Raw genomic sequence first — 20645 nt, 5'->3', positions numbered from 1 at the left:
TCAAGACAGGCATCGAAGAAATCAGGCCTTATTCAATGCCTGCGCCGCCGCGAGAACCGCATCCACATGCCCCGGCACTTTCACGCCACGCCATTCCTGGCGCAACACACCGTCCTTGTCGATCAGGAACGTGCTGCGATCCACGCCCATGTATTCCTTGCCATAGAGCTTTTTCAGCTTGATCACGTCAAACAGCTGGCAGAGCGCTTCTTCCTTGTCGCTGATCAGCTCGAAGGTGAAGGCCTGCTTGGCCTTGAAGTTCTCGTGGGACTTGAGGCTGTCGCGGGACACGCCGAACACCTCGGTGTTGGCGGCCTTGAAGGCGTCCAGCTGGTCGCGAAAGCCCTGGCCTTGGGTGGTGCAGCCCGGCGTGCTGTCCTTGGGGTAGAAGTAGATCACTACCTGCTTGCCCTTCAGATCCGCGAGACGCACGGTTTGCCCGCTGGTGGCGGGTGCTTCGAAATCGGCAACCGGTTGGTCGAGTGCAACGGCCATGATGTTTCCTTACATTGGGTTCTGTGGGCGCCACGGTTCGATCAGGGCATCGAGGTTCAGCGCGTCGGCAAAGTCCAGGAACTGGTCGCGCAACCAGCTGATTTGCACGCCGGCCGGCAAGGTCACGGTAAACGTGGCATTGAGCATGGTGCCGCCGGTCTGGGGTGCCTGGTAGGTGTCACAGGTCAGGTTTTCCAGTTCGACGTTGTGGTCCATGAAGAACTGGCACAGCTCGTTGATGATGTCCGAGCGGTAGGCAGAGCTGACATACGCCACGTAGGGCAGGGCCTGGGGACGGTTCTCCAGGGCAGCGCTGCGCACCACGTTGACGGTAAAGGCGTGCCGTTTTGCCAAGGTCGGCAGGCTGCCCTCCAGGCGAGCCAGGGCGTCCCAGGTGCCGGAGATCTCGAGGACCAGCGCACTGCACTCGCCGTGACGCGTCAGGCGGGAGGTGACCACGGCGCAGCGATTTTCATGGCTGGCGCGGCACAGGACGTTAGTCAGCTCCATGGGGTTGGCGCCGAGGGCACTGATGACAAGGAATTGTTCGCGAACTGTGGGGGTGGACATGCAGCATTCCTAAAGCGATGAGCGGTCGGTACTTCTATCGGCTGGTTTTGCCGGGAGCGAGCCTGCGCATGCGAATCATCAAAGCCCCGGGCACAAGGTCACAACGTGGCTCCAGAGTGGCGGGAGCGGGGGTGGCAACGCTGGATCGGGGGCTTGAGATGTCGAAAATGGAGGCGCGAACCCGAAATACGAGCTTAGCAGTATCGATCAAAGTCTGAAGGGTAGCGAAAAGCAGCGCCAAGGGGAATGGCGGCAGCGCAGTACTTCGCTTGTGCAAGCATCTTGGCGCCAGTACCATTACGGCTCTCTTTTTCCGGCAGGAGCGGTTGCATGATTGCGGGCAGTATGGTGGCACTGGTCACACCCATGGATGCACAAGGTCGTCTCGACTGGGACAGCTTGAGCAAACTGGTGGACTTTCACCTGCAAAACGGCACCCACGCCATCGTGGCGGTCGGCACCACAGGTGAATCGGCCACCCTTGATGTGAGCGAACACATCGAAGTGATCCGTCGCGTAGTCAAGCAGGTCAACGGTCGCATTCCGGTCATCGCCGGCACCGGCGCCAACTCGACCCGCGAGGCGATCGAGTTGACCACCAATGCAAAGACCGCGGGCGCCGATGCTTGCCTGCTGGTCACGCCTTACTACAACAAGCCGACCCAGGAAGGCCTGTACCAGCACTTCAAGGCGATCGCCGAAGCCGTCGACATCCCGCAGATCCTCTACAACGTGCCAGGCCGCACCGCCTGCGACATGCTGGCCGAGACCGTGATTCGCCTGTCGAGCGTCAAGAATATCATCGGTATCAAGGAAGCCACCGGCGACCTGCAGCGCGCCAAGGCCATCATCGATGGCGTCGACAGCAACTTCCTGGTGCTCTCCGGTGACGATGCCACCGCGGTCGAGCTGATCCTGCTGGGCGGCAAGGGCAACATTTCGGTGACGGCCAACGTCGCCCCGCGTGACATGGCCGACCTGTGCATCGCCGCGCTGAACGGCGAAGCCGAGAAGGCGCGCGCCATTCACCAGAAGCTGATGCCACTCAATAAAACCCTGTTTATCGAGTCCAATCCAATTCCCGTGAAATGGGCGCTGCATGAGATGGGCCTGATGCCGGACGGAATCCGTCTGCCGCTCACCTGGCTCAGCGCTGAATGTCACGAACCGCTGCGGCAGGCCATGCGCCAGTCCGGCGTCCTGGTTTAATTGAGGAAGTACAACGCATGAAGCGAATGGCCGGACTTTCCGCACTTGCCCTGATCATCTCCAGCACCAGTGGCTGTGGATGGGTCTGGGGCCCGGAAGGTTATTTCCGTGACCGTGGTAGCGATTACCTGGAAGCGCAACAGACTGCACCCATGCAATTGCCGCCGGATGTCACCACCGCCAAGCGTCTGGATCCGCTGCTGCCGATTCCGCGCAACGTCGCCGATGACACCGCCAAGGGCGAATACATCGTGCCTCGTCCGCAGCCGTTGTCGGCCGCAGCCGACGCCAGTGCCTACTCCCTGCAAAAGAGCGGCGATACGCGCTCGATCCTGGCGCAGAACCCGCCGGCGGAAGCCTGGCCCGTGGCCGTACAGTTCTTCCAGGACAACGGTTTCCGCCTGGACGAACAGCGCCCGCAAACCGGTGAATTCACCACGACCTGGCAGCGTTCCGACGAGCTGTCCGCCGCCATGGCCAAGCGCCTGAGCGCGGCCGGTGTCGGCACCGACAGTGAAACCCGCGTGCGGGTGCGCATCGAGCCGGGCGTACAGCGCAATACCAGTGAAATCTACGTGGTCAGCGCCGAGCGTCCTGCCGGCAGCACTGCCGATGTCCCCTTCACCAACCGTTCGGTCAACACCGGCCTTGACGCGGCACTGGTCGACGACATGCTGGCAAGCATGAGCCGCATTTCCGAGAAGGGTGGTTCGGTCTCCATGCTGGCCTCTCGCGATTCCGACGCGCCAAGTCGCGTCAGCCTCAGCGAAGACGGCAGCGGCAACCCGGTGCTGAACGTCGGTACCGACCTGGATCGTGCCTGGTCGAGCGTCGGTCGTGCGCTGGAACAGGGCGAGTGGCGCGTTGAAGACATCAACCGCAGCCTGGGCCTGTACTACATCAACCTCGCTGAAAAAGCCGAGAAGAAGGACGACAAGCCCGGGTTCTTCAGCGGTCTGTTCGGCAGTGCGCCGAGCAAGGAAGAAGTCGAGTCCCGTGCCGAGCGCTACCAGGTTCGCCTGAGCAAGGTGGGCGACAGCGTCCAGGTCACCGTCGAGAAAAACATCAATACCGTGGCGCCGGCTGACGTGGCGCGCAAGGTGTTGAGCGTCATTCAGGACAACCTGGGCTGATCACATGCGTTTTGCCGTTCTCGGCAGCGGTAGCCAAGGGAATGGCACGCTGATAGCCAGCGCTGATACGTATGTGCTGGTGGATTGTGGTTTCTCCCTGCGGGAAACCGAAAAACGCTTGCTGCGCCTGGGTGTAGATCCTGCGCAGCTAAGCGCGATACTCGTGACCCACGAACATGCCGACCACGTGCATGGCGTGGGTTTGCTGTCTCGGCGTTACAATCTGCCTGTCTACCTCAGTCGCGGGACCCTGCGCGGGATGCGCAAACCGGTCGAGCCCGCGGGCTTGCTGGCCGGTGGCGAACAACTGCAGATCGGCGACTTGAGCATCGAGGTCATTGCCGTGGCCCACGATGCGCAGGAGCCGACGCAATACGTTTTCAGTGACGGTGAGCGGCGCTTCGGCCTGTTGACCGACCTGGGCTCGTATTGCGACAAGGTGCTATACGGCTATCGCGACCTCGATGCATTGATGATCGAGGCCAACCATTGCCGGGACATGCTGGCTCGCGGTCATTATCCGTACTTTCTCAAGCAGCGGGTGGGCGGTGAGCTGGGACATTTGAACAACCATCAGGCGGCATTCCTGGTGTCCGAGTTGGGCTGGAAAGACCTGCAACACCTGGTCCTGGCCCATCTGAGCAGCAAGAACAACCTGCCGCGGCTGGCCCGGCAATGTTTTGTCGACACCCTCGGGTGCGACCCGGACTGGCTGCAACTGGCCGATCAAGATTCAGGGCTCGACTGGCGACACATCGCCTAGCCCACCTACTTAGCAAGCGGAGCCCATCATGGAAAAACGTGAAGAACTGTACCGCGGCAAAGCCAAATCGGTTTACAAGACCGACGACGCCAACCGCTTGATCCTGCTGTTTCGCAACGACACTTCGGCGTTCGACGGCAAGCGCATCGAACAGCTCGACCGCAAAGGCATGGTGAACAACAAGTTCAATGCCTTCATCATGCAGAAACTCGAAGCCGCCGGCGTGCCGACTCAATTCGACAAGCTGCTGGGCGACAACGAATGCCTGGTGAAGAAGCTCGACATGATTCCGGTAGAGTGCGTCGTGCGTAACTACGCCGCCGGCAGCCTGGTCAAGCGCCTGGGTGTTGAAGAAGGCATGAAGCTCAACCCTTACACCTTCGAACTGTTCCTGAAGGACGACGCCAAGGGCGACCCGTTCATCAATGAATCCCACGTCGTGGCGTTCGGTTGGGGTACTGCCGAGCAACTGGCGCGCATGAAGGAGCTGTCGCTCAAGGTCAACGAAGTGCTGACCAAACTGTTTGACGACGCCGGCCTGCTGCTGGTCGATTTCAAGCTGGAATTCGGCGTGTTCCACGACGGCTCCATCGTCCTGGGCGACGAATTCAGCCCGGACGGCTGCCGCCTGTGGGACAAGGCCACCATGAAGAAGATGGACAAGGACCGCTTCCGCCAGGGCCTCGGTGACGTCATCGAAGCCTACGAAGAAGTCGCCAACCGTCTGGGCGTACCGCTTTAATCGACGCAAGCATCTGATAGCACAGAAAAAATTGCGAAAGAGGGTTTGCTTTCGGTAAAAGTGTTGTTATGATGCGCGCCGTTGGAGAGATGCCAGAGTGGCCGAATGGGACGGATTCGAAATCCGTTGTACCTTCACCGGTACCTAGGGTTCGAATCCCTATCTCTCCGCCATTACATGGAAAAAGCCCCGTAGCTGAAAAGTTACGGGGCTTTTTTGTTTGTGCGAACAACGGTCAGGGTTTTTAGCCACGCGGGGTACGCGGGGCCAATCAGTTACCCATGGTGACGTGGGTGATGATTTCGTTCTCGACCAGCAGGTTGATGCGTGCAGGGTTGTAGTCCTTGGTCATGATGAACCCAATACCCGTCGGGCGCACTGCCAGGCAGGTCTTGTTGGCGAGTTCTGCGCGAAGCTCCTCGGTGTATTGCCGACCGATGTATTGTTTGGCGGTTTCCAGGTGTTGATTCAAATCGGTAGTCATGTGTTGCTTCCTTGCGATCATTGAAATGAGTGATGTGCTCCCGTCATCCGGACTGGATGACACGGGAAATTCTGGAGCAACTGCGCTGCTTTATCACCCGTTTGACTGTGTCGCGATGTTTGCCTTCGCCGTCCGCACTAAAGGGATTTAGAGCCCTGCGCGTGAGCCTGTTGGCACTGAGCGCCAATCGCTCATGACATTCGCTCAGTCGCGTAGACACCGCTTGTTACACCTCCCTAAACTGTCGATTGTTTTTGAGCGGGGTCAATGGATGAATCGCAACGAGCTACGCAAGGCCGACATCAACCTGATGGTGGTGTTTGAAGCGTTGATGCTGGAACGCAACGTTACCAAGGTGGCGAAGAAGTTGTTCCTCGGTCAGCCGACCATCAGTTCGGCGCTCAACCGCTTGCGTACCCTGTTCAACGATCCGTTGTTCATACGCGTCGGGCATCGCATGGAACCGACGGCGCGGGCTGAGGAGATCTTTCGGCATTTGTCGCCGGCGCTGGATTCGTTGTCGGTGGCGTTGAGCCTGACCCATGATTTCGACCCGAGCAGCAGCACCATGACTTTTCGCATCGGGATGTCCGACGATGTCGAGTACGGCCTGTTGCCGCCGTTGCTGCGGGCATTGCGCCAGGAAGCGCCGAAGGTGGTGTTCGTGGTGCAGAATGTCGATTACTGGCGCATTCCCGACTTGCTGGCATCTGGCGACATAACGGTCGGCGTCAGCCAGACCCGCGGTCTTCCAGCCAACGCCAAGCGCAAGTTGTTGCGGCACATCCAACCCAGCGTGTTACGAGCCGATGCCAGCGATACACCGCTGACGGTCGATGAATACTGCTCGCGCCCTCATGTGCTGGTGTCCCATATTGCCAACGTCAGTGGTTTCGCTGACGAGTGGTTGTCTGCGATCGGTCGCTCGCGCCAGGTGGTGCTCTCGGTGCCGCAATACAGTTCATTGCCGGCCCTGCTCGCCGGTACCGATCTGTTGGCCAGCCTGCCGGATTACACGGCAGAGGCCATGGCGGCGTCCGGTCAGTTGTTCAAGGAGCCATTTCCGTTCAAGACGCCGACCCTGGAGTTGTCCATGGTCTGGCTCAGCCACGTCGACAGCGACCCTGCCGAGCGCTGGTTGCGCTCACGACTTGAAGCCTTCATGGGCGAGCGCAATCTGTTGTCGCTGCCCCAGTGAACAGGTGGCGCTGTGCTATATGTAAGAATTTGCCCCAACCCATAGGAGTGATGTCATGCCTCACCTGCACCTGGAATACACCGCCAACCTGCCTGACCTGAACGCCGATGTTGCGTTGATGCGCCTGAACAATACGTTGGTGGGGTCCGGTCAGTTCGGTGCCGAAGTCGACATCAAGAGTCGCGCGGTGAAGCTCGAGACGTTCAGGGTCGGCACGGCATTGGCCGAGCGGGCGTTCGTTCATGTGAAGCTCGCGATACTGAGCGGTCGCTCGGAGCAGATCAAGAAACAGTTGTCGGAAAGCCTGCTGGCGGTGGTCAGGGATCTGTGTGAATGGCCGGCAGAGGTGGAACTGCAGCTGTGCGTGGAGATTCTCGATATCGATCGGGAATCATATTCGAAGACATCTGTGGGTCATTGAGCCGTATCGCGTCATTGTTCAGGTTGACCAGGCGTCTCTAAACCATAGGCGGGTTACGACTCATGGCCGGTATTCGGAAAGTTGCTCAGCTGGGCTGCTCATCGCAAGCTGGAACCTATGCCAAGGGGCGCCCGAGCTATCCAGGCGAGCTGGTTAGTTAGCTTAGAGAAGCGCTTGAGATTCATCCGGGATCGACGGTTGTTGATTTAGGCGCCGGCACCGGTAAATTCACTCAGTAGTCATTGAGCGTGGCCGGGCGCGCCGGTGCTTTTACGCTTGCGCGCAGGCCGCGATCACTTGCTCACGTAACCAGGCGTTGGCGCTGTCCTGATCGGTGCCTTGGCGCCACTGCATGTCGAGGGTGAATCCGGGCAGGCCATCGGGCGCTTCACAGCGTTCGAAGGCGCTCTCATCGGCCAGCAATTGCTGGATGCGTCGGGGCAGGGTGAGGAGGAGGTCGGTGCCGCTGATCATCTTCAGGGCCGCGCCGTAGCTGTTGGCCCGCGCGACGATCTGGCGTTGCAGGGCTTGCTGGGCCAACCAGCCGTCAACCATGTTGCTGGTGGATGTCCAGGGTGTCGGAAACACATGCCGGCGCTCGATGAAGGTTTGCAGGCCCAGGCGTGGTTGCGACGGGGCCGCACGACGGTCGAAGACGCAGACGAAGTCATCTTGCAGCAACGTGTGCACATTGAAGTCAGCGTGCCTTCGATGGAAGTCCGGACCGAAACCGATTGCCAGATCGAGGCTACCATCGCGCAGTGCCTGGGCCGGTATGTCGGTTTCGAGCTTGTGGACATTGACCGTCACTGCATGCTCGAAGCGCGCGAAGCGTTTCAACAGGTGGGGTAGAACCAGTTGCTCGAAGTATTCCGGTGCACAGAGATTGAAAACCGTCGGCTGCAGGGACGGATCGAACGCTGACGCACTGGCATGGCACAGGTTGATGCTGTCGAGGATCTTCAGCACGTGGGGGTACATGCTGTCGGCCTTATAGGTGGGACGCATCCCGGTGCGGGTATTGATGAACAATTCGTCTTCAAACCCGGCGCGCAGTTTTTTCAGGCAGTAACTCACGGTGGACTGGCTGACGCACAGCGCCTCGGAAACGCCGGAGACGCTGTTTTGCTCATACACGGCGACGAATACCATCAAATCCTGCATGTCGAGCTTTCGTAGCACGTTACTGTTCAGCATCCTTTCCGGCTCATGCGCAAACTTGTGCGAACGATCCTAAAGCAATGAGGGCAGCAGGAGAATCTTTCACAGGCATGCGAAGCGCGCTGCGAGTCAGTGCATGTGCCTGGGGTAATGCCGTGGATCGAAGCGCAACGCCATCAGGATCATCAGTGCCATGGCCCCGGTGAGTGACCACCAGGCCCATTCGAAAGTGCCGAACTGATCGCGGATCATCCCGGCAACCAGCGGCGAGAGGCCGGCGATCAGATAGCCGATGCCTTGCACGAACGCCGTGAGCCCCCCCGCGCGTCGGGGATCGTCCAGATGATCCAGCGAGACAATCAGGCTCATCGGGAACAGTCCGCCTATTCCCAGTCCCAGCAGGCATGGCCACAGAAGGCCGAGATGTTCGGGGCTGAGGATCAACCCGCAAAAGCCAGCCATGATCAGCGCCAATAGCACCACCAGCACCAGGCGTCGATCACGGCTACGGTTGGCGATGGCCGGAGTCAGCAGGCCGGACAACACCTCCATGGCGGTCAGGAAGCCCAACAGCAACCCGGCGTTTTCTTCACTCCAGCCTTTTTCTACGTAATACGGGGCCAGCCACGCCAGTACGCAGGTGTAGGACGCCGTGCCCAGCCCGAAAAAAGCCGCAAGCAACCAGGCACGTGGATGGCTGAAGAACGAGCGGTTGCTCGAGGAAGCCGGCATCGGCGCCCCCGCTCGCTGGCTGCACCAGAACAGCAGTGCAATCACGGCCAGCACCGCCCAGATCGCCAGGCCGATGCGCCAACTGCCTGTACGGACCATCACCAGTGGGGCGAAGGCGGCCGCAATGGCGGCGCCGCCCATGATCGACGTGACGTAGAGCCCCATGCAAAGGGCCACGTTGTCGCTGAATCGGGATTTGATCAGCGTCGGCATCAGTGCCTGGATCAGGGCGATGCCGATGCCGGCGAGCACGGCGCTAAGGATCAGTTCCAACGCAGTATCGAGGAACAATCGCGCAGCAGTGGCCAGGCCGATGACCAGCAGCGACAGTACGACCGTGCGGCGTTCACCGAGGCGTTGGCTGACCGCCAGTCCAAAGAACATCGCCAGCCCCATGGTCATGACCGGCAGCAGGGTCAGCAGCGACGCGAGACTGAAACTCAGCGGGATATCGCCGCGAATCGCCGACAGTAAAGGCCCGACGGCGGCCATGGAGGGGCGCAGGTTGAGGGCGACCAAAATGATGCTGAACATTATCCACAGCGCGGGACGGGAGGTTTCGCGAATGTTTTCCATAATCGGACCTTGATGAATCAGGAGCCGATTAGGCGCGAGTGGTTGGCAAGCGGCAAATCAGAAAGTCTTGCGCACTATCGGGAAATTAAATACGGCTGACATCAGCATGACTTGCAGCCTTCAGATGCTTAGAGCCCCGAGCTTGCTGAACAAGACCTGAACGATTCTCAAATAAGTAGAAAGTTTCATCGTGTATCAGGTTGGCAACCAATCGTTGGCTTCTTTTTCACGAAAAATTGATGGTTGGATGCCTAAAGTTAGTGTCGCCGCGATAAATGAAATTTTCACATTTGTCGCAGGCACTTCTTTTCAGGAACAGTCGATCACCATGTTGAAGATTAAAGCCGTGCGCCCGGAGTGGGTGACACTGATTGCCAGCGCCTTTTTATTGACTGCCTTCAATTTTGTATTGTGGCAGCACCTTTTCGAAATCACCACCGCGGACGGTAAAGGCATCGTCATGCGCGTGGCGTTCGGTGCGATGATCCTCGCGGCTTTCAACATTATCCTGACTCTGCTGGCGTTCCGGCCGGTGCTCAAGCCCGTGTTGACCCTGTTGTTCATGATCAGCGCGGGCGTGGCGTATTTCATGGGGCAATACGGCGTCCTGATCGACGTAGGCATGTTGCGCAACTTCGCTCAAACCAACGCCACGGAAGTGCGTGACTTACTGTCTTTAAAGTTGCTGGCTTATATTGTTTTCCTCGGTGTACTGCCGTCCTGGTTGTTGTGGAAAACGCCGGTTAGTTATCGACGCTGGCATCGCGAGTTATTAAGCAAGACACTCGTGACTGTTGCCTCGACGGCGGTCATTGGTGTTGTCGCGCTGATTAATTATCAAGGGCTTTCTTCACTGTTTCGCAATCACCATGAACTTCGCCTGATGGTGGTACCTAGCAACTACATTGGTGCGTTCTCCGGTTACTTGCGCGAGCAGGTCGCGTCAGCGCGCCAGCCCTTCGTCAAAATCGGTGAAGACGCGCAGCGCAATCCTGCCGTGCAAAACCATGATCGCAAGTCCCTGACGGTTCTGGTGGTCGGTGAGAGTGCCCGCGCCGAGAACTTCGGCATCCTCGGCTATAACCGCGACACCACGCCGAAACTGGATAAGGAAGCCGGGCTGATCGCGTTTACCGACGTGAAATCCTGCGGTACTGAAACGGCGGTGTCGGTGCCTTGCATGTTCTCCAATATGGGGCGCAAGGATTACAACGCGAGCAAGGCCAAGAACGAAGAAGGCCTGCTGGATGTACTCAAGCGGGCGGGCCTCGATGTGATCTGGCGTGACAACCAGTCTGGCTGCAAAGGCACCTGCGATCGCGTCACCCTCGACGACGTCAGCAATCTCAAAGACCCGGTGCTGTGCGCCAACAGTGAATGCCGCGATGAAATCCTGCTGCAAGGTTTGCAACACTTCATCGATACCCTGGATAAAGACACGGTACTGGTATTGCACCAGATGGGCAGTCACGGTCCGGAGTATTACAAACGCTATCCGAAGGAATTCGAGCGCTTTACCCCGGTCTGTCAAAGTAATGCACTGAACAATTGCAGCCGCGAAAGCATCATCAATGGCTATGACAATACACTGGTGTATACCGACCATGTGCTGTCGACACTGATCGATCTGTTGCGCAGCAACCAGGACAAAGTTGATACCGCGATGCTATATCTGTCGGACCACGGCGAATCCCTGGGCGAATACAACTTGTTCCTCCATGGCACGCCTTACATGCTGGCACCGGAACAACAGAAACATGTGGCGATGCTGGCCTGGTTCTCCGACAGCTATCAGAAGTCGTTCTCGGTGGACACCCATTGCCTGCAAATGAGCCGTGAAAAGCCCTTGAGCCAGGACAACCTGTTCCATTCGATGCTGGGGCTGCTGGAGGTCAACAGCAAGGTTTATAACCAGGACCTGGATATGTTTTCCGGGTGCCGCAGGGCGGCGATCGATGGCGTACTGGCCAAAGATTGAGTGCTGCGATCCCTATTTCATACGACGGCCTGCGGCCTGCACTTCTACGCTCGAGAGCCCATGCACATGCCTGCTCAGTCACCTTCCGCCATCGAGCTCGAGTTCGCCCGGCATTATGACCAGGAGCACGCCCGCGTCTGCCTGCAGCCGCGAGCGCAAGGCCTGGGCGTGCGCCTGGCGTTCTGGCGTGACGAGCAAATGGTGCGCCGGGCGCTCAAGGTCGCCGGCGAACCGGGCCTGATTCTCGATGTGGCTTGCGGTGTGGGGCGCTACTGGTCAGTGCTGGGTGAGCATGCGAATCGGGTGATTCTCGCGACGGATCAGTCCCAGGCTATTCTCGAGCACGCCCGTACCCACCATCCGCAGAGCCTGATGAAGCGAGTCCGGACCTTTCAAAGCTCCGCCTTCAACATTGGCTTGCCGGAAAATGCCGTTGACAGCATTTTTTGCATGCAGCTGTTTCAGCACATTGCCTGTCCCGAACTTCGTTTGGCGATGTTGGGCGAATTTTACCGGGTCAGCCGCGATACGGTGATTGTGACGGCGCGTGTCGCAGGCCGTTTCAAGGGGTTGCGCACGGACGGACAGGGGGCTGCAGCAGGGCCACTGGTCAGTAAGACCGAGCTCGAGACGCAATTCAAGCGGGCAGGTTTGCGCGTGCTCAGCCATCAGGATTTTCTGCCCGGCCTCGCAACGAGGCGGATTTACGTACTGGGTAAGGTCGGTTAGGCCAGGTTTGTCAGGCTATTCTTGCAGTCAGGCAGGCATTTTCGCTAAAGCTCTTGTTCAGTGGATGCGCGGAAATCGTCGGGGGCGATATATACTGCGCGCCATTCTTCAAGGGAGAGCCGTGTGGCCATCGATATTCACTGGATTCGCGACAACGATAGCCTCGGTCGGTTTTGCACCGAGTGGCAGCAGCTGCCGTTCGTTGCCCTCGACACCGAATTCATGCGGGTCGACACCTTCTACCCGATCGCAGGCCTGCTGCAGGTCGGCGATGGCGAACGTGCCTACCTGATCGATCCGCTGACCATCGATAACTGGCAGCCGCTGGCCGCCTTGCTGGAAAATCCAGCGGTGGTCAAGGTTGTCCATGCGTGTAGCGAAGACCTCGAAGTCCTGCTGCGCCTGACCGGCAGCCTGCCGGCACCGCTGTTCGATACGCAGTTGGCCGCCGCTTACCTGAACCTGGGTTTTTCCATGGGTTATTCGCGGCTGGTGCAGGAGGTATTGGGGATCGACCTGCCCAAGGGCGAAACCCGTTCCGACTGGCTGCAACGCCCGCTTTCCGAGACCCAGATCAGCTACGCCGCCGAAGATGCCGTGCACCTGGCGGAAGTTTTCGTGAAATTGCGCCCGCAACTCTCCGATGACAAATACGCCTGGGTCCTGGAGGACGGTGCGGAGCTGGTGGCTAACCTGCGTCGCGAAATCGATCCGTTCGAGGTCTATCGCGACGCCAAGCTGGCCTGGAAATTGTCCCGGGCGCAGCTTGCTGTGTTGCGAGAACTCTGCGCCTGGCGCGAGCAGGAGGCGCGTGCCCGTGACCTGCCGCGCAACCGCATCATCCGTGAGCATTCGCTGTGGCCGCTGGCGCGCACGCAACCGGACAACCTTGGCGCATTGGCGAAAATCGAAGACATGCACCCGCGTACCGTGCGTCAGGACGGCGAATTTTTGCTTGATCTGATCAAGCGCTCTGCCAGTGTGTCGCCCGAGCAGTGGCCGCCCGCCGTGCCTGAGCCGTTGCCGGTGGACGCCGCCGCGCTGCTCAAGCGACTCAAAGCCATCGGCCAGGCCGAAGCCGAGCGCTTGAACATCGCGCCTGAGCTGATGTTGCGCAAGAAAACCCTGGAAGCCTTGCTCAAGAGCGGCTTCCCCAATGGTCCCTATCAATTGCCTGATTCGCTGCGTGGCTGGCGCCGCGAGTTGATGGGCCAGGCGCTGCTCGACAGCCTGGCCACCCCCGGAGAACAGCCTTGAAACGTATTTGCTCCATCTACCGCAGTTCGAAAAGAAACGAGATGTACCTCTATGTGCTCAAGAGCGATGCTCTGGAGCGTGTGCCAGAGCCCCTGATGGTTGCCTTCGGCAAAGCTATCCACGCGTTTGACCTGGTATTGAGCCCCGAGCGCAAACTGTCGCGCGAGGACATCACCGTCGTGCTGGAAAACCTCGAAAAGCAGGGCTATCACCTGCAAATGCCGCCAGCGGAAGACGAATACATCGAGCACTTGCCGGAAGAATTGCTGCGACGCAACGACCCCATGTGATCGACACTGGAATGATTTTGGCAAGGGCCGCATGGACGGAGCAGGACTCTGTCGGCGGCCGTCTGCACTGTTTTTCGAAAGGTTTGAAGCATGCGCGTCCTGATTGCTGAACACGATCACCCGGTCTACGCCCGATTGTTGCAAGAGGCTGTGCCAGAGGTGGAAGTACTGACCAGCGGCGATTCCGCTGAACTGGCGCGTCTGGCTGCCGATTGCCCGGTCTGGCTCGGCCAGCCCGACTTGCTGGCGACCCTGTTGCGCCAGGGGCATCAGCCTCAATGGTTGCAATCGACCTGGGCCGGCATTACGCCGCTGCTGGCCGATGGCTTGCCTCGGCACTATCGCCTGACTCGCGCGGTGGGGATTTTTGGTCAGGTCATGGCCGAATACGTGCTCACCTACATGCTCGGCCACGAACGTGAAGTGCTGGCACGGTTGGTCAGCCAGGTCGAGCGCAAATGGGACAGCCGTCACGGCCAGAGCCTGGCGGGGCGCAAGGTGTTGATCGTCGGTACCGGTGATATCGGGCAGACCGTGGCGCAATTTCTCGTACCCTTTGGTGTGCAGCTGTATGGCATCGCCAGCGAAGCCCGTGAGCAGGCACCCTTTATCGAAGTCGGTTCGCTGGCGGACCTGCCTCGGTTGGTCGGTGAAGTGGATTATGTGGTCAATCTGCTGCCAAATACCCCGAACACCCACGATATCTACGATGCAGCGCTGTTCAAGCAGTTCAAGCCCAGCGGCTTGTTCATCAACGTCGGGCGCGGTGTAGCGGTGGTGGACGCGGATCTGGTGGAGGCCTTGAAAGAAGGGCACCTGGTGGGCGCCGTGATTGACGTCTGTCGCCAGGAGCCGCTGCCGCAACGCCATCCGTTCTGGACGGCCTTCGGCCTGCTACTGACGGGCCATAGTTCGGCACCGACTTCGCCATCGCTGATGGTGAATCTGTTCGTCGAAAACCTGCGGGCGTATCAGGCGGGTGAGGCGTTGCGCGGGGAAGTGGATTTCAATCGCGGGTACTGAAGACACCTCAATCAAAATGTGGGAGCGGGCTTGCTCGCGAATGCGGTGTGTCAGTCGACTTCAACTTGGATTGACACTCCGCATTCGCTAGCAAGCCCGCTCCCACATTGTTTTGCGGTGTGGCTTAGAGGGTGAAATCGCCTTCAGCGGCGAGTTCGTTCAACGGCCGCCGCGGGCTTGGCTCTTCGCGTGCTTGCAGGTACTGCGCCAGTGTCGCCTTATCCCCCAGCTTACCGACTGCCACGGCGGCATGCAGGGCATAGCCTTCAGGAATGTTCAGCGCCTTGCGGGTCAATTCCTGATCGAAACCAGCCATGCCGTGGGTATACCAGCCACTGATGCTGGCTTGCAGCGCCAGGTGGCCCCAGGCGGAACCGGTGTCGAACGTGTGCCACAGCGCCGGTGTTTCTTCGGTGGCGCCAGGCGCGGTGAAGGTGGTTTTCGAGATCACGATCACCAACGCCGAGGCGTGTTGCGCCCAGCTGCGGTTGAATTCGTTAAGCAAGCCCAGGTAACGCTCCCAGTTCGGCGTATCCCGACGCGCATAGAGAAACCGCCAAGGCTGCGAGTTGTACGCCGACGGTGCCCAGCGTGCTGCCTCAAAGAAACTCAGCAGGGTTTCCTCAGGAATGGTTTCGCCCGTGAAGGCGCGTGGCGACCAGCGATCGGTAAACTGCGGATGGATGGCGTAATCGGCAATGCGTGGATTTGCACTCATCAAGAGATTCCTTGCTACGTTTGAAAGTGGGAGCGACGCAAAACCCTACTTGGCGGCGCAATAACTGACAAGCCTGTTGTACCGACAGTCGCCAATGCTTGGCCCGCAGGGCTGCGGGCACTAGACTGGCGGCCTTTTCACCACCTGATGTCGATGCTCGAACCATGGCCGCCAAAGTAGAACCGTTCTGGATACGCAAAACCCTCGATCAACTCGATCAGCAGGAATGGGAATCGCTGTGCGATGGCTGTGGCCTGTGCTGCCTGCAAAAGCTCGAAGATGAAGATGACAACAGCGTCTATTACACGCGTATCGCCTGCAAACTGCTGGATTTGAAAACCTGCCAGTGCAGCGATTACCCCAACCGTCGCGCCTCGGTGCCAGACTGCATCCAGCTCACACCGGGCAAGGCCGACGAGTTCAAATGGCTGCCACCGACCTGCGGCTATCGCCTGGTCAGTGAGGGCAAGGATCTGCCGTTGTGGCATCACCTGGTGTGCGGTGATCGCGACGCGGTGCACCACGAACGTATATCCCAGTCCGGGCGCATGCTTGCCGAAGGCAGCGTGGCTGAAGAGGATTGGGAAGACCATCTGATCTTCCGCGCAGGTTAAGGTTTTACAAAGGAGTGTGTATGGCTGTGGGATGGCGGCGGGCGCTGGCCGTTGGGTTATTGACCCTGAGCGCTCCCGTGTGGGCGGCGACGAAGAAGGTCGATCTGGATTACCACGTGCGCCTGTTGCCGCAAAGCGACCAGGCTGAAGTGCGCCTCACCCTGGCCCAGGGCTCGGCGGTACGCAGCCTGGATTTCAACCTCGGCGACGGCAGCCATTACAGCGATTTCAAGGCTGATGGCCAATGGCAGCAGACACCGGGCAAACTCACCCGTGGCGTATGGCTCCCGGCCGGGGACAAGGCCAGCCTGACTTACCGGGTTCGTATCAGCCATGGCCGCAAGAGTGGCAGCTTCGACACGCGCATGACCCCGGCCTGGGCGCTGATGCGCGGTGACGATCTGGTGCCACCCGCCAAAATCGATCAGCAGGACGGTATCGAATTGGTGTCACGCCTGGAATTCGAGCTGCCCAATGGCTGGCAAAGCGTCGAGACCGCCTGGCCGCGCATCGGCAAGAACAAGTTTCGCATCGATAATGTTTCCCGGTTGTTCGACCGGCCCACGGGCTGGATGCTGGCGGGTCACCTCGGTAGCCGACGTACCCGATTGGGTGAAACCGAAGTCACCGTCACCTCACCGCGAGGCCAGGGCATGCGGCGCATGGACGTGCTGACGCTGCTGACGTTTGTCTGGCCACAGGTGCAAGCCGTGTTTCCTCGTCACCCGACCAAGTTGTTGATTGTCGGCGCCAACGACCCGATGTGGCGTGGCAGTCTCTCGGCGCATGAGTCAATTTACCTGAATGCCCGCCTGCCGCTGGTCAGTGAAAGCGGTACGAGTGCGTTGGTGCGCGAGTTGGCCCAAGTGTTCGGGCGGATCAATGATCAGCAGCGCAGCGATTGGATCAGCGAAGGGTTTGCCGAGTACTACGCCATCGAACTGGTGCGCCGGGCCGGCGGTATGAGTGATGAGCGGTATGAGGGCCTGCACAGGAAGCTGGTCAAGGACAGCCAGAAAGTCACCAGTCTGCGCGGCGAGCAGATCAATGCTGCGCAGTTGGCCAAAGCGGTGCTGTTGCTGCAGGAATTGGACCGCGAGATTCGCCTGAAGACCCGAAACAAGCGCTCGCTCGATGATGTGATGCGCGGGGCGATGCATCTGGGGAGCGTGGATACCAAGGAATTCGTGCAGCTTAGTGAGAGCGTGATTGGAGAGTCTTCCAAAGTCCTTGACACAGGGTTGCTTCAATAAAGATCAAAAGATCGCAGCCTGCGGCAGCTCCTACATTGGGGGGCGTACACCCTGTAGGAGCTGCCGCAGGCTGCGATCTTTTGCTTTAAGGTTTCGGCGACTTCAAAGAATCATTGCCGGTCACGGTGGCAGTTTTGGTCGCCGCTTCGGCATTGGCCTTCAGCGTCCTCAACTCTTCCCCTGCACGCTCGATCTTCGCCCGCACGTTATTCATGTCCTGACGGCTTTTTTCCAGCAGGCTTTTTGCCGAGCTGTGACCGGTGATGCCACGGGCCAGGGCCACACCGCCGATGGCCACCTGGATCAAGCCGAGCAGGCCGCCACGACGCAAGCCCTTGCCGACCATCACTACGCCGCCAGCCAGTGAGCCGATGCGTTCCCAGCCCTGTACATTCTGCTCGGAAGAGGTCTGGAACGGGGTGGATTCGATGCGCTCTACGCGTTTGAGTTCGCTCATGATCTGACTCCAGGCTTGAGTAATGGATAGATAAGCTGACTGCTTCGACTGGCCACTTGTTCCATCGAATGTATGGCGATTCAGCGGAATTTCGGCCCGGAACGGGTGTTGAGGCCCTTGGCCATGCGGTCGTAGAGCACCACATTGACCGTGGCGGCGAGGTTCATGCAGCCGGTGGTCGGGATATAGACCACGTCTTCGCACCAATCACGGATCTCTTTGTCCAGCGAGCCGTCTTCCGGGCCGAAGATATACAACGCGCGGTCCGGATGGGTGTACTCCGGCAACGGGCGGGCACCTTCGACAAGTTCCACGGCAACGGGTACGCAGTTGAGGGGCAGGATTTTCTTCAGGTCGTCGATGCCGATCAGCGGGATATCGTAATGAACGCGCTTGGTGTCGGTGACGAAGTCGGCGGCGCGCTCATAGCGCTTGCCGGTGTAGAACACTGACGCCACGCCATAACAGCCTGCGGCGCGCATCACCGAACCGACGTTCTCCGGTGACTTGGGGTTATATAAACCAATGCAGCTGTACCGTTTGTCTGCCACGAGCGGGGTGCCTTTGGGAAAAAAGCACGATTATACGGGGATTGGGTGGCAGCGGTCAGTTTGGAGATTGAGCAATCGCCTTCGCGAGCAGGCTCGCTCCCACAGGGGATTTTCGCTGCAACAGAGATCCAGTGTGGGAGCGAGCCTGCTCGCGAAGGGGCCGGCTCGGGCGCTGAATATCTTCAGTCTTCTTTCTTCATTAACCCCGCCAACGCCGCAAACGGGTTATGCGTTGCCTTGGCGATTTTTGGCGTGCTCAGCGAGCCCTCGCCGAAATATTGCTGGTCGGTATAACGCGAGTGTTCGTTGTCGTGGCAGTACAGGCACAACAATTCCCAGTTCGAACCGTCCTGGGGGTTGTTGTCGTGGTTGTGGTCGCGATGGTGAACGGTCAGTTCGCTCAGGCGCTTGCCGGAGAATTCCCGGGCGCAGCGGCCGCACACGTGCGGGTACATCTTCAGGGCCTTGTCGCGGTAGCCCATTTCCTTGTCGCGCTGGTTGTCGGCGAGGATGCGGTCCAGCTTCGAGGTGTTGGTCGGGGTGGACGAACTCATGGGTTCACCTTTGTTGAATGACTAATGACGGTATAAACGCAGTTTAGCTCAGCCCTTGAGCTTCTCGGCAATCCAGATGGTGTGGCGGGTGCCCTTGTTGCCGTGGGCGAAGACCTGCACTTCCTCGGCCTTGAAACCGGCTTTTTTCAGTTTGTCGGAAAACTGTCGGTCTGCGCTGGCCGACCAGACCGCCAGCACGCCCCTGGGTCGCAAGGCCTTGGCGCAGGCGCTCAGGCCCCCGGCGGAGTAAAGCCAGCTGTTGGCCCTCTGGGTCAGGCCTTCGGGGCCGTTGTCGACGTCGAGCATGATCGCGTCAAAACCCTGCGGCTCTGCCTGCAGGACTTTGGCCACGTCTTCCAGGCGGATCACCGTGCGCGGGTCTTGTAGCGGGTTTCCGGCTTTTTCGCCCAGCGGTCCGCGGTTCCACTCCACCACACCTGGCACCAGTTCGGCGACCACCACTTGAGCGGACTTGCCCAGGTGCTTGAGCGCCGAGGCGAGGGTGAAACCCATGCCCAGGCCCCCGATCAAAACCCGTGAGTCGGGTCTTCCCGCGACCTTGCGGCAGGGGATTTCGGCCAGGGCATCCTCGGAACCGTGCATGCGCGTATTCATCAATTGTCCACCGTCGCCGCCCTGGATCTTGATGACGAAATCTTCGCCGTACTCGAACAGGCACAGGGCACCGCCGTTCTCGGGAATAGGGGCGGTATCGAGCAGAACAAAACGTTTCATGGGGCTCACTTGAGGAAAAATGGCGGCACAGGGAAGGCAAACGGACGCAGTTGGGAGTAGCCTGCAAGTGACCACAAGGCCAACGGAGCCATTGATGAAGCGCACCATTCTAACGGCCATTGCCCTGGCCGCGCTCTCGATAACTGCAGTGCAGGGCCAGCAGCTACAGACTACGCCGATCAGTCCCGCGCCAATGCCTGGCTCGCCGGGCACGGCAACGCCCACACCGTATCCGCAGATCAGCCCGGCGCCGCTGCCAAAAGTGGGGCCGGGCAGTAGCGGCCCACCGTTGGTGCCGATCGAGATGCCAAGCCCACCGACCAAGGACCAGCCGGTGCCGGGGATCGAGCCGAACCCACCGAAGGTCAAGTCGCCCGGCGGTTAAACCTGCTGCGAGAGCAACTGTCCATCAACCATGCGCAAGCGCCGGGAGAGTGAGACGGCGAGGGCACGGATGATCTTGGCCGCGACTTTCGGCGCGTCATTGAGCATCTTTTCCAGCGAATCCTTGCCCAGGTTGAGCAACTGGCAGTGAGTCGCGGCCACGCAACTGGCCGAGCGCCGTTCGCCGTCGAGTACGGCCATTTCACCGAACGAGCGGCCGCTGCGCAGCGTTGCAATGGTCACCTGCTGGCCATCGCTGGCGGTTTTCTGCACCGCCACCTGGCCGGTATGGATGATGCACATGAAGCTGCCGGCATCGCCCTCGTGGAAAATTTCCTCGCCCTGGGCAATGGTGCTGAGGTTGAAATAGCCCGAGGCTGCGGCGAATTCCGCCGGTAGCAATTGGTTGAACAGGCCGCAGTCCATCAGCCAGTTGCGAATTTCGTTGTTCAGTAAAGTGGGTTCTGACATGTCGTGCGGTCTTTATTGTTGTCTGGTTCTGTCACCACGAATTCCTGTAGGAGCTGCCGCAGGCTGCGATCTTTTGATCTTAAAAAAACAAAGTCAAAAGATCGCAGCCTGCGGCAGCTCCTACAGGGGGATCGGAATTGTATCGGC

Annotated in this window: 25 protein-coding genes and 1 tRNA gene; 15 read left to right on the top strand and 11 right to left on the bottom strand. The window is 59.4% G+C overall.

Translation table 11 applies throughout. The features are described from left to right. Positions 1-21: 21 nt before the first annotated feature. Together CGA21_RS11245 and CGA21_RS11240 are read right to left on the bottom strand one after the other, a co-directional pair. Complete coding sequence (locus tag CGA21_RS11245) at positions 22-495, bottom strand: peroxiredoxin (RefSeq protein WP_008055978.1); 474 nt, start codon at positions 493-495, stop codon at positions 22-24. Positions 496-504: 9 nt separating this feature from the next. Beyond that, positions 505-1065: a glycine cleavage system protein R gene (locus tag CGA21_RS11240; RefSeq protein ID WP_020797805.1), complete on the bottom strand. Its 561-nt coding sequence runs from the start codon at positions 1063-1065 to the stop codon at positions 505-507. A 330-nt stretch (positions 1066-1395) separates the two neighbouring features. Here CGA21_RS11240 and dapA point away from each other — a divergent pair, with 330 nt between their 5' ends. The 5 genes from dapA to CGA21_RS11215 all read left to right on the top strand — a co-directional run bounded on the left by dapA (position 1396) and on the right by CGA21_RS11215 (position 5085). Then, positions 1396-2274, top strand: a complete 879-nt coding sequence (gene dapA / locus CGA21_RS11235) for a 4-hydroxy-tetrahydrodipicolinate synthase (RefSeq protein WP_188264212.1) — start codon at positions 1396-1398, stop codon at positions 2272-2274. Positions 2275-2291: 17 nt separating this feature from the next. After that, a complete protein-coding gene (bamC, locus tag CGA21_RS11230; RefSeq protein ID WP_110752525.1) occupies positions 2292-3407 on the top strand; it encodes an outer membrane protein assembly factor BamC in 1116 nt (371 codons plus the stop codon). Between the two features lie 4 nt (positions 3408-3411). Beyond that, complete coding sequence (locus tag CGA21_RS11225) at positions 3412-4170, top strand: MBL fold metallo-hydrolase (RefSeq protein ID WP_020797808.1); 759 nt, start codon at positions 3412-3414, stop codon at positions 4168-4170. A gap of 28 nt (positions 4171-4198) precedes the next feature. Then, positions 4199-4912: a phosphoribosylaminoimidazolesuccinocarboxamide synthase gene (gene purC, locus CGA21_RS11220; RefSeq protein ID WP_020797809.1), complete on the top strand. Its 714-nt coding sequence runs from the start codon at positions 4199-4201 to the stop codon at positions 4910-4912. Between the two features lie 83 nt (positions 4913-4995). After that, positions 4996-5085: transfer RNA gene (locus CGA21_RS11215), tRNA-Ser, on the top strand. 98 nt (positions 5086-5183) lie between these two features. Here CGA21_RS11215 and CGA21_RS11210 read toward each other — a convergent pair. Continuing rightward, positions 5184-5396, bottom strand: coding sequence for a hypothetical protein (locus tag CGA21_RS11210; protein WP_110752527.1), 213 nt, complete (start codon positions 5394-5396; stop codon positions 5184-5186). Between the two features lie 271 nt (positions 5397-5667). Between CGA21_RS11210 and CGA21_RS11205 the strand changes: the two genes are divergently transcribed. Together CGA21_RS11205 and CGA21_RS11200 are read left to right on the top strand one after the other, a co-directional pair. Then, positions 5668-6594, top strand: coding sequence for a LysR substrate-binding domain-containing protein (locus tag CGA21_RS11205; RefSeq protein ID WP_110752529.1), 927 nt, complete (start codon positions 5668-5670; stop codon positions 6592-6594). Between the two features lie 55 nt (positions 6595-6649). Continuing rightward, positions 6650-7015 carry a 5-carboxymethyl-2-hydroxymuconate Delta-isomerase gene (locus tag CGA21_RS11200; RefSeq protein ID WP_110752531.1) on the top strand — a complete coding sequence of 122 codons (366 nt, stop codon included), beginning with the start codon at positions 6650-6652 and terminating at the stop codon, positions 7013-7015. Between the two features lie 270 nt (positions 7016-7285). On the opposite strand, the gene CGA21_RS11195 is transcribed toward CGA21_RS11200, so the two are convergent. Both CGA21_RS11195 and CGA21_RS11190 read right to left on the bottom strand, forming a co-directional pair. Then, positions 7286-8212, bottom strand: a complete 927-nt coding sequence (locus CGA21_RS11195) for a LysR family transcriptional regulator (protein ID WP_188264211.1) — start codon at positions 8210-8212, stop codon at positions 7286-7288. A gap of 93 nt (positions 8213-8305) precedes the next feature. Then, positions 8306-9484, bottom strand: a complete 1179-nt coding sequence (locus tag CGA21_RS11190) for a cyanate transporter (RefSeq protein WP_188264210.1) — start codon at positions 9482-9484, stop codon at positions 8306-8308. A 328-nt stretch (positions 9485-9812) separates the two neighbouring features. Between CGA21_RS11190 and CGA21_RS11185 the strand changes: the two genes are divergently transcribed. From CGA21_RS11185 to CGA21_RS11165, 5 genes are all read left to right on the top strand, one after another. Then, the gene (locus tag CGA21_RS11185; protein WP_188264209.1) at positions 9813-11462 is read left to right on the top strand and encodes a phosphoethanolamine transferase; all 1650 of its coding nucleotides are present in this window, start codon (positions 9813-9815) and stop codon (positions 11460-11462) included. Positions 11463-11528: 66 nt separating this feature from the next. Next, the gene (locus tag CGA21_RS11180; RefSeq protein ID WP_110752703.1) at positions 11529-12191 is read left to right on the top strand and encodes a class I SAM-dependent methyltransferase; all 663 of its coding nucleotides are present in this window, start codon (positions 11529-11531) and stop codon (positions 12189-12191) included. A gap of 123 nt (positions 12192-12314) precedes the next feature. Beyond that, positions 12315-13448, top strand: a complete 1134-nt coding sequence (rnd, locus tag CGA21_RS11175) for a ribonuclease D (RefSeq protein ID WP_020797819.1) — start codon at positions 12315-12317, stop codon at positions 13446-13448. Continuing rightward, the gene (locus CGA21_RS11170; RefSeq protein WP_047526817.1) at positions 13445-13738 is read left to right on the top strand and encodes a YcgL domain-containing protein; all 294 of its coding nucleotides are present in this window, start codon (positions 13445-13447) and stop codon (positions 13736-13738) included. The genes rnd and CGA21_RS11170 overlap by 4 nt, the downstream gene beginning before the upstream one ends. A gap of 90 nt (positions 13739-13828) precedes the next feature. Beyond that, on the top strand, positions 13829-14761 hold the full coding sequence (locus tag CGA21_RS11165; protein ID WP_033041872.1) for a D-2-hydroxyacid dehydrogenase: 933 nt from the start codon (positions 13829-13831) through the stop codon (positions 14759-14761). Positions 14762-14885: 124 nt separating this feature from the next. Here CGA21_RS11165 and CGA21_RS11160 read toward each other — a convergent pair whose 3' ends face one another. Beyond that, positions 14886-15479, bottom strand: a complete 594-nt coding sequence (locus CGA21_RS11160) for a nitroreductase family protein (protein ID WP_110752535.1) — start codon at positions 15477-15479, stop codon at positions 14886-14888. 164 nt (positions 15480-15643) lie between these two features. Here CGA21_RS11160 and CGA21_RS11155 point away from each other — a divergent pair, with 164 nt between their 5' ends. Together CGA21_RS11155 and CGA21_RS11150 are read left to right on the top strand one after the other, a co-directional pair. Further along, positions 15644-16093 carry a YcgN family cysteine cluster protein gene (locus CGA21_RS11155; RefSeq protein WP_020797823.1) on the top strand — a complete coding sequence of 150 codons (450 nt, stop codon included), beginning with the start codon at positions 15644-15646 and terminating at the stop codon, positions 16091-16093. Positions 16094-16113: 20 nt separating this feature from the next. Continuing rightward, positions 16114-17346: a hypothetical protein gene (locus tag CGA21_RS11150; protein ID WP_188264208.1), complete on the top strand. Its 1233-nt coding sequence runs from the start codon at positions 16114-16116 to the stop codon at positions 17344-17346. 85 nt (positions 17347-17431) lie between these two features. On the opposite strand, the gene CGA21_RS11145 is transcribed toward CGA21_RS11150, so the two are convergent. From CGA21_RS11145 to CGA21_RS11130, 4 genes are all read right to left on the bottom strand, one after another. Next, on the bottom strand, positions 17432-17803 hold the full coding sequence (locus CGA21_RS11145; protein ID WP_020797825.1) for a DUF2892 domain-containing protein: 372 nt from the start codon (positions 17801-17803) through the stop codon (positions 17432-17434). Positions 17804-17883: 80 nt separating this feature from the next. Then, entirely contained in the window at positions 17884-18354 is a 471-nt protein-coding gene (locus tag CGA21_RS11140; RefSeq protein WP_007911337.1) for an RNA methyltransferase, read from the bottom strand. Positions 18355-18536: 182 nt separating this feature from the next. Continuing rightward, complete coding sequence (locus CGA21_RS11135) at positions 18537-18908, bottom strand: YajD family HNH nuclease (protein ID WP_007944009.1); 372 nt, start codon at positions 18906-18908, stop codon at positions 18537-18539. A gap of 48 nt (positions 18909-18956) precedes the next feature. Then, positions 18957-19643: a spermidine synthase gene (locus tag CGA21_RS11130; RefSeq protein ID WP_188264207.1), complete on the bottom strand. Its 687-nt coding sequence runs from the start codon at positions 19641-19643 to the stop codon at positions 18957-18959. Positions 19644-19737: 94 nt separating this feature from the next. Here CGA21_RS11130 and CGA21_RS11125 point away from each other — a divergent pair, with 94 nt between their 5' ends. Further along, positions 19738-20028, top strand: a complete 291-nt coding sequence (locus CGA21_RS11125; protein ID WP_110752542.1) for a hypothetical protein — start codon at positions 19738-19740, stop codon at positions 20026-20028. Here the strand turns inward: CGA21_RS11125 and CGA21_RS11120 are convergent. After that, complete coding sequence (locus CGA21_RS11120) at positions 20025-20498, bottom strand: cyclic nucleotide-binding domain-containing protein (protein WP_110752544.1); 474 nt, start codon at positions 20496-20498, stop codon at positions 20025-20027. The genes CGA21_RS11125 and CGA21_RS11120 overlap by 4 nt on opposite strands. Positions 20499-20645: the final 147 nt, after the last annotated feature.

The sequence above is a fragment of the Pseudomonas sp. PSB11 genome (genome assembly GCF_014596605.1).
GTDB lineage: Bacteria > Pseudomonadota > Gammaproteobacteria > Pseudomonadales > Pseudomonadaceae > Aquipseudomonas > Aquipseudomonas umsongensis.
The sequence above is the reverse complement of the archived record's forward strand: the minus strand, read 5'-3'. Positions and strand labels throughout refer to the sequence as shown.